The organism is Vibrio sp. Vb2880 (genome assembly GCF_033337975.1).
GTDB classification, from domain to species: domain Bacteria; phylum Pseudomonadota; class Gammaproteobacteria; order Enterobacterales; family Vibrionaceae; genus Vibrio; species Vibrio alginolyticus.
In genome coordinates this window covers 1-14,889 of record NZ_JAWORT010000042.1, presented here as the reverse complement: position 1 = coordinate 14,889, position 14,889 = coordinate 1, and the positions used below count along the sequence as shown (strand labels likewise).

Below are 14,889 nucleotides of genomic sequence, written 5' to 3'. Positions count from 1 at the left end.
TGGACTAAACAAAGGCCCCCTTTTAGGGGGCTCACACAAAGCCACCTTCTTTAGAAGGTGGTAATTTACTTCTAAAACTGAGAGAAAAAGGGTTAAAAAGCGAAAAGTAAATTAACGGAAAATACGCTGTCCGCTTTGCTTAAGCCTTCAGGCACTTTATCGTGATACTGACGAGAGTGCGCCAGTTTCAGTGCGATATCTTCAGTAATATCATTGGTTACACTGAGTTCACTATCAGTACGTGTGTTACTTCTACCTGTTACCAACGTAATATCAGCTGCGAAACTTAAATTATCCAACGCATGCCAAGTTGTGTTGATATTTCCTCGAAAAATGCCTTCTCTAACGATATCGGGAAAGACAATATCGTCATCATCTATTTCGTCTAAGTTTGGCTCTTGATAGCGAAAACCAGGGCCTACTTCTACCTCTAAAATGAAGTTCTCAGTGTAGGAGAACTGGTAACCCAAACCACCTGACAACGTATAGTCTTTAAAATAAGCACTGTAGCGAGAATCCACTCCTTTAAAGCTGCCATACAAATACGTCTTAGGGCCTAACTTGTAGTCACTCTGCAGGGAATAGGTGGATGAGCGTTTGTCTTCTTCACCGTCTTTGTACAAGTTGTAGTACTTCCATTCACCATTAGAACGGTGTCGACCTGACGTATATTCAGCACTCAAACGAGCATTCAGGGAACGAGAGTCCGTGTTACCTGTGTGAGCTTGATAGCCGAACTCCACCTCGGTTTTTAGTGGGTCGGGTACATCAATATTTTGCTCTGGCTGTACTGATTCGTCAGCATACGATGCACTAGCGCACAGTAGGCTAAAGCTAAGTAACCAGTATCGGGACACATTAACCTCGAACGTAATCAAAAAGGAGGGGCATGATACTGATACAGATATTTGGTTGGGTCAATGGTAGGTTAATTTTTATTAGAGCTAGGCGGAAGAACCAGGCTATTACCCGGGTGGTTCACATGATGATTTCTTAACAAGTAATTGTCGCTTCGGGGAAGCATCTCAGCTAGGTTAAGGTTATAATCGTGGGTCAATAGTAGTTATCGAGCAAAGTCATGGCGGAAAACAGAAATCGCAAACCTTCAGACAGTCAGGTCGACGCAATCAAAGTGCCACCTCACTCACTAGAAGCCGAGCAATCAGTAATTGGTGGTCTTTTACTGGATAATGAACGTTGGGACACCGTTGCCGAACGTGTTGTGAGCAGTGATTTCTATAGTCGTCCACACCGCCTGATTTTTGAAGGTGTAAAAACCATTCTTGAAGCGGGTAAACCTCTCGATCTTATTACTTTATCGGAATATCTAGAGCGTCACGAGTTGTTAGAAGATGTAGGCGGTTTTGCTTACCTCGCTGACTTGGCGAAGAATACGCCAAGTGCAGCTAACATCAATGCGTATGCTGATATTGTCGCTGAGCGTGCGATTGTTCGTGGCCTTATTGGTGTCGCGAATGAAATTGCGGACGCGGGCTATGACCCTCAAGGTCGCAGTTCTGAAGATTTAATAGACATGGCGGAGAGTAAAGTTTTTGCTATCGCCGAGTCTCGAACTAGTGAAAACGAAGGACCACAAAACGTCGACAACATCCTCGAAAAGACGTTAGAACGTATCGAGTTGTTGTATAAAACGCCACAAGATGGTGTTACGGGGGTCGATACCGGTTTCACAGATCTCAATAAGAAAACCGCAGGTTTGCAAGGCTCTGATTTGGTGATTGTCGCAGCGCGTCCATCGATGGGTAAAACGACCTTTGCGATGAACTTGTGTGAAAATGCGGCCATGCAACAAGAAAAGCCCGTACTTATTTTCTCGTTAGAGATGCCAGCTGAACAGTTGATGATGCGTATGTTGGCCTCTTTGTCTCGTGTTGACCAAACCAAGATCCGTACGGGTCAGCTAGATGACGAAGATTGGGCGCGTATTTCTTCTACTATGGGTATCCTGATGCAGAAGAAGAATATGTACATTGATGATAGCTCTGGTCTAACTCCGACCGAAGTGCGTTCGCGCGCTCGCCGTATCGCTCGTGAACATGGCGGTCTATCGATGATCATGGTCGACTACCTTCAGTTGATGCGCGTGCCTTCGTTAACCGATAACCGTACTCTTGAGATTGCTGAGATCTCTCGCTCTCTTAAGGCGCTGGCAAAAGAGCTAAATGTGCCTGTTGTGGCACTGTCGCAGCTAAACCGTTCCCTAGAGCAACGTGCGGATAAACGACCAGTAAACTCGGACTTGCGTGAATCCGGTTCCATCGAGCAGGATGCTGACTTGATCATGTTCATCTACCGTGATGAGGTTTATCACCCAGATAGTCCGTACAAAGGTACGGCCGAAATCATTATTGGTAAACAGCGTAACGGTCCTATCGGCTCTGTTCGCCTCACTTTCCAAGGTCAACATTCGCGTTTCGACAACTACGCGGGTCCTGCATTCGATATTGATGATGAGTAATCCCATGAGCTATATGAAAGCGGCCAAGGCGTGCATTGATTTGTCTGCGTTGCAGCACAACTTACAGCGCGTAAAAGCTCAAGCGCCACAAAGTAAAGTGATGGCTGTCGTCAAGGCCAATGGTTATGGTCACGGATTACGTCATGTCGCAAAACATGCTAACCATGCGGATGCGTTTGGTGTGGCTCGCATTGAAGAAGCATTGCAACTGCGCGCTTGTGGAGTAGTAAAGCCGATTCTATTGCTAGAAGGTTTTTACTCTCCTGGTGACTTACCTGTTCTTGTGACGAACAACATCCAAACCGTGGTGCACTGTGAAGAGCAGCTTATCGCCTTGGAGCAAGCAGACCTTGAAACTCCGGTTGTCGTGTGGCTGAAGATTGACAGTGGCATGCACCGCCTTGGGGTTCGTCCTGAACAATATGACGAGTTTGTAACGCGGCTGAAGGAGTGTCCAAATGTAGCGAAACCGTTGCGTTACATGAGCCACTTTGGCTGTGCAGATGAGCTGGATAGCGATATTACCCCACAACAGATTGAGCTGTTTAAATCGTTGACTTCTGGTTGCCAAGGGGAACGTTCACTGGCGGCATCTGCGGGGTTATTGGCATGGCCTCAAAGCCATTTAGATTGGGTTCGTCCGGGTATTATCATGTATGGTGTGTCGCCATTCGATGACAAAACGGCGCAAGATCTTGGGTATCAGCCTGTCATGACACTTAAATCCCACCTTATTGCGGTACGTGAAGTGAAGAAGGGCGAAAGTGTTGGCTATGGTGGTATTTGGACCAGTGAGCGAGATACAAAAGTTGGGGTCATCGCTGTAGGGTATGGCGACGGTTACCCAAGAAGTGCTCCAAACGGTACGCCGGTGTGGGTTAATGGCCGTAAAGTACCTATTGCAGGTCGAGTTTCCATGGATATGCTGACGGTCGATTTGGGACCAGACGCAACGGATAAAGTCAGCGACGAAGCGATTCTTTGGGGGAAAGAGCTCCCAGTAGAAGAAGTGGCGGGTCACATTGGTACGATTGCGTATGAACTCGTGACTAAGCTAACGCCTCGCGTCGAGATGGAATACTCCAAATAAACAACGAAAGGCTAACCCAAGGTTAGCCTTTGTTTTATCTACTCACCGTTAATCGTAGCAATAACGCGGCGGCCGCCACCAAAGTCTCGATGCTCACCCAAGTAAATACCTTGCCATGTTCCTAAAGCTAATCGACCATTTTGGATTGGTACCGTCACACTACTGCCAAGCAGTGATGCTTTAATATGTGCCGGCATGTCGTCGTCACCTTCATAGGTGTGCTGATAATAAGGAGCACGCTCTGGCACAAACTTATTGAAGTGCGCTTCCATGTCCATACGCACGGTTGGATCAGCATTCTCATTTAAGGTCAAACTGGCGGAGGTGTGCTGAATAAATAAGTGTAATAAACCTACTGAAAGTTCATTTATTTGTGGTAATTGTTGTTCAATTTCATCAGTTATCAGGTGAAAACCGCGGCTTCTCGCTTTTAATTGCAGTGTTTTTTGTGCCCACATACGTGTTCCTTTGGAAATTTATAAATTGGCGTCTATCCTATTCCAATTAGAGCCTGTCATTAGTAAATGATATGATTCTTGTCATCGTAAATGAATTGTTCAATTTCAGGGCAGGGAACGTGACCTAACTCAATGTGAGTGTAAAAGCTCTCGGTCATAATTGGCGCCTGAAAAAAAATTACAAAGACTTGTTTTGTGGCAATTTGCCCAAACATCTAATTTATATTCTATTTGCTAAATCGGGGATTCCACAGTTTTCGCTAGACTGTAAGGAATGGAACCTACTGTAACATCGGGATAAAGACCATGTTGAAAAATATCAATCCAACGCAAACACAAGCTTGGAAAGCGCTAACGGCGCATTTCGAATCTGCACAAGATATGGATCTTAAAGAGCTGTTTGCTCAAGACGCAGCGCGTTTCGACAAATACTCTGCACGTTTCGGCTCAGACATCCTAGTCGATTATTCAAAGAACCTCATCAATGAGGAAACTCTGAAGCACCTGTTTGCTCTTGCGAAAGAGACCGAGCTGAAATCTGCAATTGAAGCGATGTTCAGTGGTGAAGCGATCAACCAAACAGAAGGTCGCGCTGTTCTTCACACTGCACTACGTAACCGCGCTAATACTCCAGTTATGGTAGACGGCGAAGACGTAATGCCAGCAGTGAACGCGGTTCTAGAAAAAATGAAATCATTCACTGAGCGCGTTATCGGCGGTGAATGGAAAGGTTACACAGGCAAAGCAATTACTGATATTGTGAACATCGGTATCGGCGGTTCTGACCTTGGCCCTTACATGGTGACGGAAGCTCTAGCGCCATACAAAAATCATCTAAACCTTCACTTCGTATCTAACGTTGATGGTACACACATCGTTGAAACGTTGAAGAAAGTTAACCCAGAAACGACGTTATTCTTGATCGCGTCTAAGACGTTTACAACGCAAGAAACCATGACTAACGCGCACACTGCTCGTGATTGGTTCCTAGAATCTGCGGGTGATCAGGCTCATGTGGCTAAACACTTTGCTGCGCTTTCAACAAACGCGACAGCCGTGTCTGAATTTGGTATCGATACAGCGAACATGTTTGAATTCTGGGACTGGGTTGGTGGCCGTTACTCACTATGGTCTGCGATCGGTCTATCAATTGCACTAGCAGTAGGTTTCGACAACTTTGTTGAGTTGCTTGATGGTGCTCACGAGATGGACAAGCACTTCGTATCAACAGATCTAGAAAGCAATATTCCAGTGATTCTTGCTTTGATTGGTATTTGGTACAACAACTTCCACGGTGCGGAGTCAGAAGCTATCCTACCTTACGATCAATACATGCACCGTTTTGCAGCATATTTCCAGCAAGGCAACATGGAATCAAACGGTAAATACGTTGACCGTGACGGCAATGCTGTAACTTACCAAACTGGCCCAATCATTTGGGGTGAACCAGGTACCAACGGTCAGCACGCGTTCTACCAGCTAATTCACCAAGGTACTAAGCTTATCCCATGTGACTTCATTGCACCTGCAATTAGCCACAACCCAGCTAGCGATCATCACCAAAAACTGATGTCTAACTTCTTCGCGCAAACTGAAGCTCTAGCGTTTGGTAAAAATGAAGAAACCGTGAAAGAAGAGTTGGTGAAAGTAGGTAAGAATGCTGAAGAAGTGGCAGCGATTGCGCCATTCAAAGTGTTTGAAGGTAACCGTCCAACAAACTCTATTCTAGTGAAGCAAATCACGCCTCGTACGCTAGGTAACTTGATCGCAATGTACGAACACAAAATTTTCGTACAAGGTGTTATCTGGAATATCTTCAGCTTTGACCAGTGGGGCGTGGAGCTAGGTAAACAACTGGCTAACCAAATCCTACCTGAGCTTGCAGACGAGTCTCAAATCAGCTCGCATGACAGCTCAACAAACGGTCTAATCAACGCATTTAAAGCGTTCAAAGCTTAATGTTTGAATAGATAAAGAAAAGGTCAGCAAATGCTGACCTTTTTATTGCCTGAGGCAAAAACAAAATAGGTTGGCCAGTGCCAACCTATTTTTTCTCTTTTATTCGAAGCAAATTTCGATAAAGGCATTTCCCCATTGGGAAGAGAAAGGCATGATAATAATTGAGCCTTCACACTTGTGGCGAATCGTATGACCTCGGCCCGAAACCACAACCGGTGTTGCCATATCAAAGTCAAAACCACTTTCCGCCAGAATGCGTTTCGCACCACCAGTAACCATGTTGGTGATCTCACCCACCATATCGGTCACTTCTTCATTGAGCCCATTTGGACGTTCACCAAGCATGTTCTGCATGATTTCTAGGGCGAGTGCTTCATCAAAGGTGATCGACATTGAACCACGAGTTTGTGGGCCTACCATACCAATCAGACCAGAAACGTCACCTCGTGCGATCTCATCTTTTTTGATTCGCGGTTTTTGTGGCTTCAGCTCAAGAGAAGCCATAGTTTTTAGCACGTTCATTAAAGAAGCTAAAAACGGGTTTACAAATTCAGCGCGCATAACGTTCTTCTATACTTTTTCTTTCGTCTCGGAGGAACAGGCCTGGCATTCACCATGAGTTTCAATAACTTGGTTGGTCAGTTTGAATCCATGCTTCTCGGCGTTTTCGGCTAACAAGGATATCAGCGTCTCATCTTCGAGTTCAACGACATCACCACATTTATCGCAAATTAGTAATTGGAAAAAGTGCTGCTGAGTATTGAAAGAACAACAAGTAATAAAGCTATTTGTCGATTCCACTCGGTGGATGAAGCCTTGCTCTAGGAGAAAATCTAATGCTCGATAAACAGTGGGCGGCTTAGCCTGAGGCTCACTCTCTTTTAGTTGCTCCAATAGCTCATACGCACTTGAGGCGCGGCGATTAGAACAAATGAGTTCAAATACGCGTCGGCGTTGCGGAGTCAGTCGTACTCCACGCTCTGCGCAGATACTTTCAATTTGTTCAATGATTGTTGGGTTCAAACCTTTCACCATAACTATCGGACGTGCTCTATGATAAATCATTTCTATACGAAGTTCGTTTAGAAATGCTTCATTTTACCCACTATCAGAACGAAAATCATGAATTAAAGCAAGTCGGTGGTGGTGTGAAGGCGGAATAATCATCACAGAATGAATCAACGAATGACAGATTCGTATTACTTCTGCGTATTCCTAAGCACTTGGCTAGCCAGCCAACCAAATCATTCTCGCTGAAACTAGCACCCAGAGGTGCTTGGGTATACAATACCCGACTTATTTTTTGAGCGTACTGCTGCGCTCGACCTTGGCAACATAAAAACGGGTGTTTATATCATGACTCATTCTTGCAGGCTCTCCGTAGCACCAATGTTAGATTGGACTGATCGTCATTGTCGCTACTTCCATCGCTTAATGACCAAAGAAACCCTGCTGTACACTGAAATGGTGACGACAGGTGCGATCATTCATGGAAAAGGAGATTTCCTGGCTTATAACGAAGAAGAGCATCCGTTAGCCCTTCAACTTGGTGGTTCAAACCCAGCAGATTTGGCTACGTGTGCCAAGCTAGCGCAAGAGCGTGGCTACGATGAGATTAACCTAAATGTGGGGTGTCCATCTGACCGCGTACAAAACGGTCGATTTGGTGCTTGCCTAATGGCTGAACCGCAGTTAGTTGCGGATTGTGTCGCAGCAATGAAAGACGTGGTCGATATCCCTGTAACAGTCAAGACTCGCATTGGTATTGATGATCAAGATTCTTACGAGTTCTTAACGGATTTCGTTTCTATTGTTTCAGAAAAGGGTGGCTGTGAGCAGTTCACTATCCATGCTCGTAAAGCTTGGTTAAGTGGTTTAAGCCCAAAAGAAAACCGTGAGATCCCACCATTGGATTACCCACGCGCTTACCAATTGAAGCAAGACTTCTCACACCTAACGATTGCGATTAACGGTGGCGTGAAGTCATTAGAAGAAGCAAAAGCACATCTTCAGCATCTTGACGGTGTGATGATTGGTCGTGAAGCATACCAAAGCCCATATCTACTGGCATCGGTAGACCAAGAGTTGTTTGGCTCTAACGCTCCAGTGAAGAAACGCAGCGAAATTGTTGAAGAGATGTACCCATACATTGAAGCGCAATTAGCGAAAGGTGCGTACCTTGGTCACATTACTCGTCACATGTTAGGTTTGTTCCAAAGCATGCCCGGTGCTCGTCAATGGCGTCGTCATATCAGTGAAAATGCGCACAAACCAGGTTCTGGTCTAGAAGTATTGCAAGACGCGCTAGCTAAGATTCCAAAAGAATTGAATGTGTAAAATTCGCCAGTGAATGGCTAAAATTACCAACTAAAGAATGATAAAGCCAGAGTGCAGAAATGCCTCTGGTTTTGTTTTTTTTATTAAAAATCATAATCTTAAATTCTTCTCTATAAGTTGGTATGGAAACTGCTCTGTTTATTGAAAACAAATGGAGAAGTGATTATGTTGGAGCTAATCTTTATTTTAGTCTTTGCGGCGACCTTGTTGGTTACGGGTATCACAATGATGACCGTATTCGCAGCAACTGGTATTGCGTTAGTTGTGATGTTTTTACTGGGAATGGTTGGAGCGGTACTCAAACTATTACCATGGTTAATCGTGATTGCATTGGGTATTTGGTTCTTCAAGAATTACGTCGCTCAGCCCCGCTATAAATAATGAGTAACATCATTTAGTTGATGGAGAGGCGTGAGAATATGGTATATTTCCTCCCACGTCCTCTACGTGAATATCAGCTATCTCGGAGTAAATACTACATGACAAATAAAGCGAACATCGCTTTAACGGCATTATCGTTGGCAGTATCTTTTCCTGTTTTTGCAGAGTACTCTGTATCGACAAAAGTCGGCGCAGAGGTATGGGCTGCCGACACTAAAGTTAATGAAGTGAGACGAGATAGCAGTACCGCAGGCACTTTTTACGCGGCGATTGAACATGATGTTAAATACGTCCCTAATGCGCGCCTTCGTTACTCAAGTGTTGATGCGGATTACATGGGGTTCGATAAGCTCGATTTAACCTTGTATTACCACGTTCTAGAGCATGATTTATTGCACTTTGATGCGGGTCTCACGTTCAGTAATTTAAGTGACACTAAATACATTGATGCTGGCTCAAGCAGGCGTGTAGAAGAATTTGATGAGCTGATTTGGGCTTGGTATGGTTACGCAGAAATTCAAGTTCCGGATACAAACTTTGATGTGATTGGTGAGATAAACTTTGGTGACAACAAAGGTATCAAAAGCACCGATTTCATGGCAGGTGTTCAATACAATGTACCGCTCGAAAAAGCTCGACTGGCTTTTCGTGGAGGTTACCGTGTGATTGATTTAGAGTCCGATAAATTCATGTCGGATCTAGGGAAAGAGTTTATTTTTGCTAACGGCTTCTTTGTGAGTGCGGAATACGCGTTCTAAACTCAGCCATATTAGATATTCGATTTACTTAAAACGTCGCTTTATAAGCGGCGTTTTTTTATATCACTTCATTATATCCAATCGAAATTTCTCCCTATTTGGCTGACTTAGACCATGCTTACCTAGGAGCAATGTGAAAGTTAAAGCAGGGATAGCGATGACAATAAATGAACTAAGACATCTATTCCGTGAAAATCAGCTTATCGAAGCGATTATTGAGCCTGCAATCCAAGAGGGTGGTTGGGTTGTAGAGTTCAGACATGCGCGCGGTGGTTTTGTTTTTCTAACGGACAGTCACGGCGAAGAATGTCTTTATGAAGATTTGGATACTGCGTCAAAATCGGCAATGGCAGTAGGCTTTCAACAAGTCCGCATTGAAGATCGATGAGCAAAAAGTAAGCCGTTCTTACTTCCAAAAAGTTATAAAACATTCACTTCTATTCTTTCTTGTTATTAAGGAGAGTGGGTACTCTATCGTCACGCAATGAATAGGGATGTCGTGATAATGTCTTTTCAAAAGAATGAGTATTCTCACAAGAATGTGTCTGAAGATAATAATGGGCAAGGAGGAAATCCTCCAATCGCAAGCCCTCTGAATGACCAACAAATTAGCTCACTCCAACAAACTGTCTCTGAGTTGTCTTCACAGCAACTTGCTTGGGTCAGTGGGTATTTTTGGGGATTAGCTCAAAATCAACCAAACACAGCGGTAACGCCAATTGCACAAGCAACGGCAGCCGTATCAGCGAAGCCAGCAGGTAAGTTGAGTATTATTTTTGCTTCCCAAACGGGCAATGCTAAAGGTGTTGCTGAAGCTCTGGAGCAGGAAGCAAAAGCAGAAGGAATTGCAGTCGAACTTTTTGATGCAAGCGATTACAAAGGTAAAAACTTAGCCAAAGAAACGCATGTCATTATTGTGGCATCGACTAACGGCGAAGGCGAAGCGCCAGACAATGCCATTGAGCTACATGAGTTTTTGCAATCGAAGAAGGCTCCAAAGCTGCCAAACCTGCAATATGGTGTTATTGCACTGGGAGATTCTAGCTACGAATTCTTCTGTCAGACCGGTAAAGACTTCGACACTTACCTATCAAAGCTAGGCGCGACTCCATTTATCGAGCGTCTTGATTGCGATGTGGATTATGAAGCCCCTGCAACTGAATGGCGTAAGAATGCGTTAGACAAGGTAAAAGATACACTGTCTTCTGGCTCTGAAGCGGATGTGGTTCAACTTCCTGTGGGTCAAGCTGCGACTGCACACTCTCCTTACAATAAACAAAGTCCGTACACTGCGACGTTACTGACCAGTCAAAAAATCACGGGCCGTGACTCTGGAAAAGACGTTCGTCATATAGAAATCGACTTAGAAGGCTCGGGCTTAACGTATCAGCCTGGTGATGCACTAGGTGTGTGGTTTGAAAATAGCTCGGAACTTGCAAATGCCATTCTTGGTAAGGTCGGTTTGTCTGGGGTTGAGACTGTTGACGTTGATGGTGAAAGCTTGTCAATCCACAGTGCTCTTGTGAGTAAATATGAAATCACAACATCTAACCCACAGCTCATCACAAAGTTTGCCGAGTTATCCGGTAGCAAGAAACTACAAAAGTTAGTTGAAGATAAAGATAAGCTTCGCGAGTACTCTGCAAATACTCAAATCGTTGATGTACTGGCAGAAAAGAAAACCAAGTTAACCGCAGATGAATTGATTGGTTTGCTTCGTCGCCTTACTCCACGCCTTTACTCTATTGCATCAAGCCAAGAAGAGGTCGATGAAGAAGTACACCTAACGGTTGCTTTGGTTGAGTACGAACAAAACGACGAAAAACGATATGGTGGAGCGTCTAGTTTCTTAGCACAGCGTCTCGAAGAGGGAGATGAAGTTAAAGTATTTGTTGAGCATAACAACAACTTTAAACTGCCGGAAGATGATAGCACTCCAATTATCATGGTTGGTCCTGGCACAGGGATCGCACCATTCCGTAGCTTTATTCAGGAACGTGAAAACCGCGATTCTGAAGGCAAAAACTGGTTGTTCTTTGGTGATCGCACGTTCACTCAAGACTTCTTGTACCAAGTGGAATGGCAAAAGTATCTCAAGTCAGGAGTACTAAGCCGATTGGATGTTGCCTTTAGTCGTGACCAAGTAGAAAAGGTTTATGTACAACATCGCATCTTAGAAAACGCAGCTCAAGTGTGGCAGTGGATCCAAGAAGGCGCTTATATCTATGTCTGCGGTGATGCAACGCGTATGGCAAAAGATGTGCACGACGCATTGGTTATCGTTGCTGAACAAGAAGGTAAGATGCCGCGTGACGATGCAGAACAATTTATTAATGACCTACGTAAAGCGAAACGTTATCAGAGGGATGTGTACTAATGACTTTTTCTACGGACAATAATAAGCAGGTTGTATTAGGTGAAGAGTTAGGGCCGCTATCTGATAACGAGCGCCTGAAGCGAGAAAGCAACTTATTACGTGGCACTATTGAGCAAGATTTACAGGACCGTATTACTGGTGGCTTTACTGCCGACAACTTCCAGTTAATTCGTTTCCACGGTATGTATCAACAAGACGATCGTGATATCCGTAATGAACGCACAAAGCAAAAGCTGGAACCATTACATAATGTGATGCTTCGTGCTCGTATGCCTGGAGGCATCATCACGCCAACGCAATGGTTAGCGATCGACAAGTTCGCAACGGAGCACTCTTTATATGGAAGTATTCGTCTGACGACTCGCCAAACGTTCCAGTTTCATGGGGTATTAAAACCGAATATTAAGTTGATGCATCAAACGCTCAACAGTATTGGTATTGATTCGATTGCAACCGCGGGTGATGTAAACCGTAACGTGTTGTGTACCACTAACCCAGTGGAGTCAGAGTTACACCAAGAAGCTTACGAATGGGCGAAGAAGATCAGTGAGCATCTATTACCAAAGACGCGCGCTTATGCAGAGATTTGGCTAGACGGTGAAAAAGTAGAAAGCACAGAAGAAGACGAACCGATTCTAGGCAAGAACTACTTACCACGTAAGTTTAAAACCACAGTGGTTATCCCACCGCAAAATGACGTAGATGTACACGCTAACGATCTCAACTTCGTAGCGATTGCAGATAACGGCAAGCTGGTTGGTTTTAACGTCCTGGTCGGCGGCGGCTTAGCGATGACGCATGGCGATACATCAACTTATCCGCGCCGCGCTGACGACTTTGGCTTTATTCCGCTGGACAAGACACTTGATGTTGCCGCAGCTGTAGTAACAACTCAGCGCGACTGGGGTAACCGTTCAAACCGTAAGAACGCAAAAACCAAATACACATTGGATCGTGTAGGTAGCGATGTCTTTAAAGCGGAAGTCGAGAAACGTGCTGGTGTTAAGTTTGAGCAAAGCCGTCCATATGAATTCACAGAACGTGGTGACCGTATTGGCTGGGTAGAAGGAATTGATGGTAAATATCATTTAGCGCTTTTCATCGAAAACGGTCGCTTATTAGACTTTCCAGGTAAACCACTTAAGACGGGTGTTGCTGAAATTGCCAAAATCCACAAAGGCGATTTCCGCATGACAGCGAACCAAAACCTAATTGTTGCGGGTGTACCTAAAAACGAAAAAGCGAAAATTGAAAAGATCGCTCGTGAACATGGCTTAATGGACGACGGCGTAAGTGAACAGCGTAAGAACTCAATGGCGTGTGTTGCTTTTCCAACTTGTCCGCTAGCGATGGCAGAAGCTGAACGTTTCCTTCCTCAGTTTGTTACTGATGTGGAGGGGATTCTGGAGAAGCACAACCTACCAGAAAATGACAACATCATTTTGCGTGTAACTGGGTGTCCAAATGGTTGTGGTCGCGCAATGTTGGCTGAAATTGGTCTAGTTGGCAAAGCGCCGGGTCGTTACAACTTGCACCTAGGTGGTAACCGTGCCGGTACTCGAGTACCAAAAATGTATAAAGAGAACATCACGGATAAGCAAATCTTAGAAGAGATTGATCTGCTGGTGGCTAGATGGTCGAAAGAGCGTGAAGAAGGCGAAGCCTTTGGCGATTTCACTATTCGTGCTGGCATTATCCAAGAAGTGCTCGTATCAAAGAGGGACTTTCATGCTTGATTCTGTAGCATCCAAGCTTGAGCTCACAGAGTTACTGACATTAACAAAGACGGAGCAAATCCTCCGTCTTGCTCAAATTAATGTCGAGCTCGAAAAGCTTTCAGCACAAGAGAGAGTTGCGTGGGCTTTAGATAATCTAGAAGGCGAGTTCGCGGTTTCTTCTAGTTTTGGTATTCAAGCCGCGGTTATGCTTCATTTAGTTACTCGCGCCAAAGCGGACATCCCCGTCATTCTAACCGATACTGGTTACCTGTTTGCTGAGACGTACCGATTTATCGATGAGCTGACAGATGCTCTCAACCTAAATTTAAAAGTTTATCGAGCCAAAGAAAGTGCGAATTGGCAAGAAGCTCGATATGGAAAATTATGGGAGCAGGGTGTAGAGGGAATTGAAAAATACAACAAGCTCAATAAAGTTGAGCCGATGCGTCGAGCGTTAAAAGAGCTTAATGTTGGAACGTGGTTCTCTGGATTGCGTCGAGAGCAAAGTAAATCTCGTGCAGGTTTACCGATTCTATCAATTCAGAACGGTGTGTTTAAATTTCTACCAGTAATTGATTGGACTAATAAAGACGTTCATTACTACTTAGAACAACACGGCCTTAAATACCACCCATTGTGGGATGAAGGTTACCTTTCAGTTGGTGATACACATACCACTCGTAAATGGGAGCCGGGAATGTCAGAGGAAGAAACTCGATTCTTTGGCTTAAAGCGAGAATGTGGCCTACACGAAGATGATGGCTCTGAACAAGATGGGTCTGGCATATAGCCATAATGCTCTTTAAATAGAGTTTAGGTTAAGTTTAATAAAGATAGCTGCAATAAAGCAGCTTTCTTTATTTATGGTACTTGAAAAAACACGCCTCAAAGAACAACTCTGTGGATAAGTTGTGTGAGAGTTTGGGGTAAAGTTGAATAAATAAAGGTTTGATCGAAAACTCATCGTTTAACCATTATTTTTGCAATTTTTGAAAAATAACACTTGCCAATGTGAGCGCGATCTCTATAATGCCTCCTCGTCGACAGGGCAAGGCCTCACAAGGGGTTAAGCGAAGTTGATAAGGCTGAAAAGAAAAACGAAATAATTTGAAGAAAGTGTTTGACACAATAAATTATCTCGCTAGAATGGCCGCCTCTTCCGAAGTGATGTCAATCACAAAGAAGAGTTGCTCTTTAACAATATAGACCTATCAATCTGTGTGGGCACTCGTTGATGATAATCCAATTCGATACCTCGGTATCAAATTAGGTTTCAATGAAACGAAGTGACCATTGAATCTTCGGATTCAGCACAGTCAATTCAAACATTAC

At 44.3% G+C, this 14,889-nt stretch carries 14 protein-coding genes; 10 read left to right on the top strand and 4 right to left on the bottom strand.

Annotation, left to right across the window (positions count from 1 at the left end):
• Positions 1–92: 92 nt before the first annotated feature.
• The gene (locus R7M92_RS23995) at positions 93–857 is read right to left on the bottom strand and encodes a DUF481 domain-containing protein (protein ID WP_005381276.1); all 765 of its coding nucleotides are present in this window, start codon (positions 855–857) and stop codon (positions 93–95) included.
• Positions 858–1,078: 221 nt separating this feature from the next.
• Here R7M92_RS23995 and R7M92_RS23990 point away from each other — a divergent pair, with 221 nt between their 5' ends.
• Positions 1,079–2,479, top strand: coding sequence for a replicative DNA helicase (locus R7M92_RS23990; RefSeq protein WP_005382759.1), 1,401 nt, complete (start codon positions 1,079–1,081; stop codon positions 2,477–2,479).
• Between the two features lie 13 nt (positions 2,480–2,492).
• Positions 2,493–3,569 carry an alanine racemase gene (gene alr, locus R7M92_RS23985; RefSeq protein ID WP_031777284.1) on the top strand — a complete coding sequence of 359 codons (1,077 nt, stop codon included), beginning with the start codon at positions 2,493–2,495 and terminating at the stop codon, positions 3,567–3,569.
• A 38-nt stretch (positions 3,570–3,607) separates the two neighbouring features.
• On the opposite strand, the gene R7M92_RS23980 is transcribed toward alr, so the two are convergent.
• A complete protein-coding gene (locus R7M92_RS23980) occupies positions 3,608–4,027 on the bottom strand; it encodes a secondary thiamine-phosphate synthase enzyme YjbQ (protein ID WP_005381271.1) in 420 nt (139 codons plus the stop codon).
• A gap of 306 nt (positions 4,028–4,333) precedes the next feature.
• On the opposite strand from R7M92_RS23980, the gene pgi reads away from it, so the two are divergent.
• The gene (gene pgi, locus R7M92_RS23975) at positions 4,334–5,986 is read left to right on the top strand and encodes a glucose-6-phosphate isomerase (protein ID WP_005381270.1); all 1,653 of its coding nucleotides are present in this window, start codon (positions 4,334–4,336) and stop codon (positions 5,984–5,986) included.
• A 99-nt stretch (positions 5,987–6,085) separates the two neighbouring features.
• On the opposite strand, the gene R7M92_RS23970 is transcribed toward pgi, so the two are convergent.
• Together R7M92_RS23970 and zur are read right to left on the bottom strand one after the other, a co-directional pair.
• Entirely contained in the window at positions 6,086–6,547 is a 462-nt protein-coding gene (locus R7M92_RS23970; protein ID WP_005381269.1) for a chemotaxis protein CheX, read from the bottom strand.
• A 9-nt stretch (positions 6,548–6,556) separates the two neighbouring features.
• The gene (gene zur, locus R7M92_RS23965; RefSeq protein ID WP_005381268.1) at positions 6,557–7,021 is read right to left on the bottom strand and encodes a zinc uptake transcriptional repressor Zur; all 465 of its coding nucleotides are present in this window, start codon (positions 7,019–7,021) and stop codon (positions 6,557–6,559) included.
• 321 nt (positions 7,022–7,342) lie between these two features.
• Here zur and dusA point away from each other — a divergent pair, with 321 nt between their 5' ends.
• The 7 genes from dusA (at position 7,343) to R7M92_RS23930 (ending at position 14,347) form a co-directional block, all read left to right on the top strand.
• Positions 7,343–8,323: a tRNA dihydrouridine(20/20a) synthase DusA gene (gene dusA, locus R7M92_RS23960; RefSeq protein ID WP_017821727.1), complete on the top strand. Its 981-nt coding sequence runs from the start codon at positions 7,343–7,345 to the stop codon at positions 8,321–8,323.
• A gap of 165 nt (positions 8,324–8,488) precedes the next feature.
• Complete coding sequence (gene pspG / locus R7M92_RS23955) at positions 8,489–8,704, top strand: envelope stress response protein PspG (RefSeq protein ID WP_005381266.1); 216 nt, start codon at positions 8,489–8,491, stop codon at positions 8,702–8,704.
• A gap of 98 nt (positions 8,705–8,802) precedes the next feature.
• Entirely contained in the window at positions 8,803–9,462 is a 660-nt protein-coding gene (locus R7M92_RS23950; protein ID WP_005381265.1) for a TIGR04219 family outer membrane beta-barrel protein, read from the top strand.
• A 157-nt stretch (positions 9,463–9,619) separates the two neighbouring features.
• Positions 9,620–9,850, top strand: coding sequence for a hypothetical protein (locus R7M92_RS23945; protein WP_005381264.1), 231 nt, complete (start codon positions 9,620–9,622; stop codon positions 9,848–9,850).
• A 117-nt stretch (positions 9,851–9,967) separates the two neighbouring features.
• Entirely contained in the window at positions 9,968–11,839 is a 1,872-nt protein-coding gene (locus R7M92_RS23940; protein ID WP_042523682.1) for an assimilatory sulfite reductase (NADPH) flavoprotein subunit, read from the top strand.
• Positions 11,839–13,575, top strand: a complete 1,737-nt coding sequence (gene cysI / locus R7M92_RS23935) for an assimilatory sulfite reductase (NADPH) hemoprotein subunit (RefSeq protein WP_005382750.1) — start codon at positions 11,839–11,841, stop codon at positions 13,573–13,575. The genes R7M92_RS23940 and cysI overlap by 1 nt, the downstream gene beginning before the upstream one ends.
• Positions 13,568–14,347 (top strand): phosphoadenylyl-sulfate reductase, encoded by a 780-nt coding sequence (locus R7M92_RS23930; protein ID WP_005382748.1) that lies wholly within the window; start codon positions 13,568–13,570, stop codon positions 14,345–14,347. Before cysI ends, R7M92_RS23930 begins: the two co-directional genes overlap by 8 nt.
• The last annotated feature ends 542 nt before the right edge of the window (positions 14,348–14,889 follow it).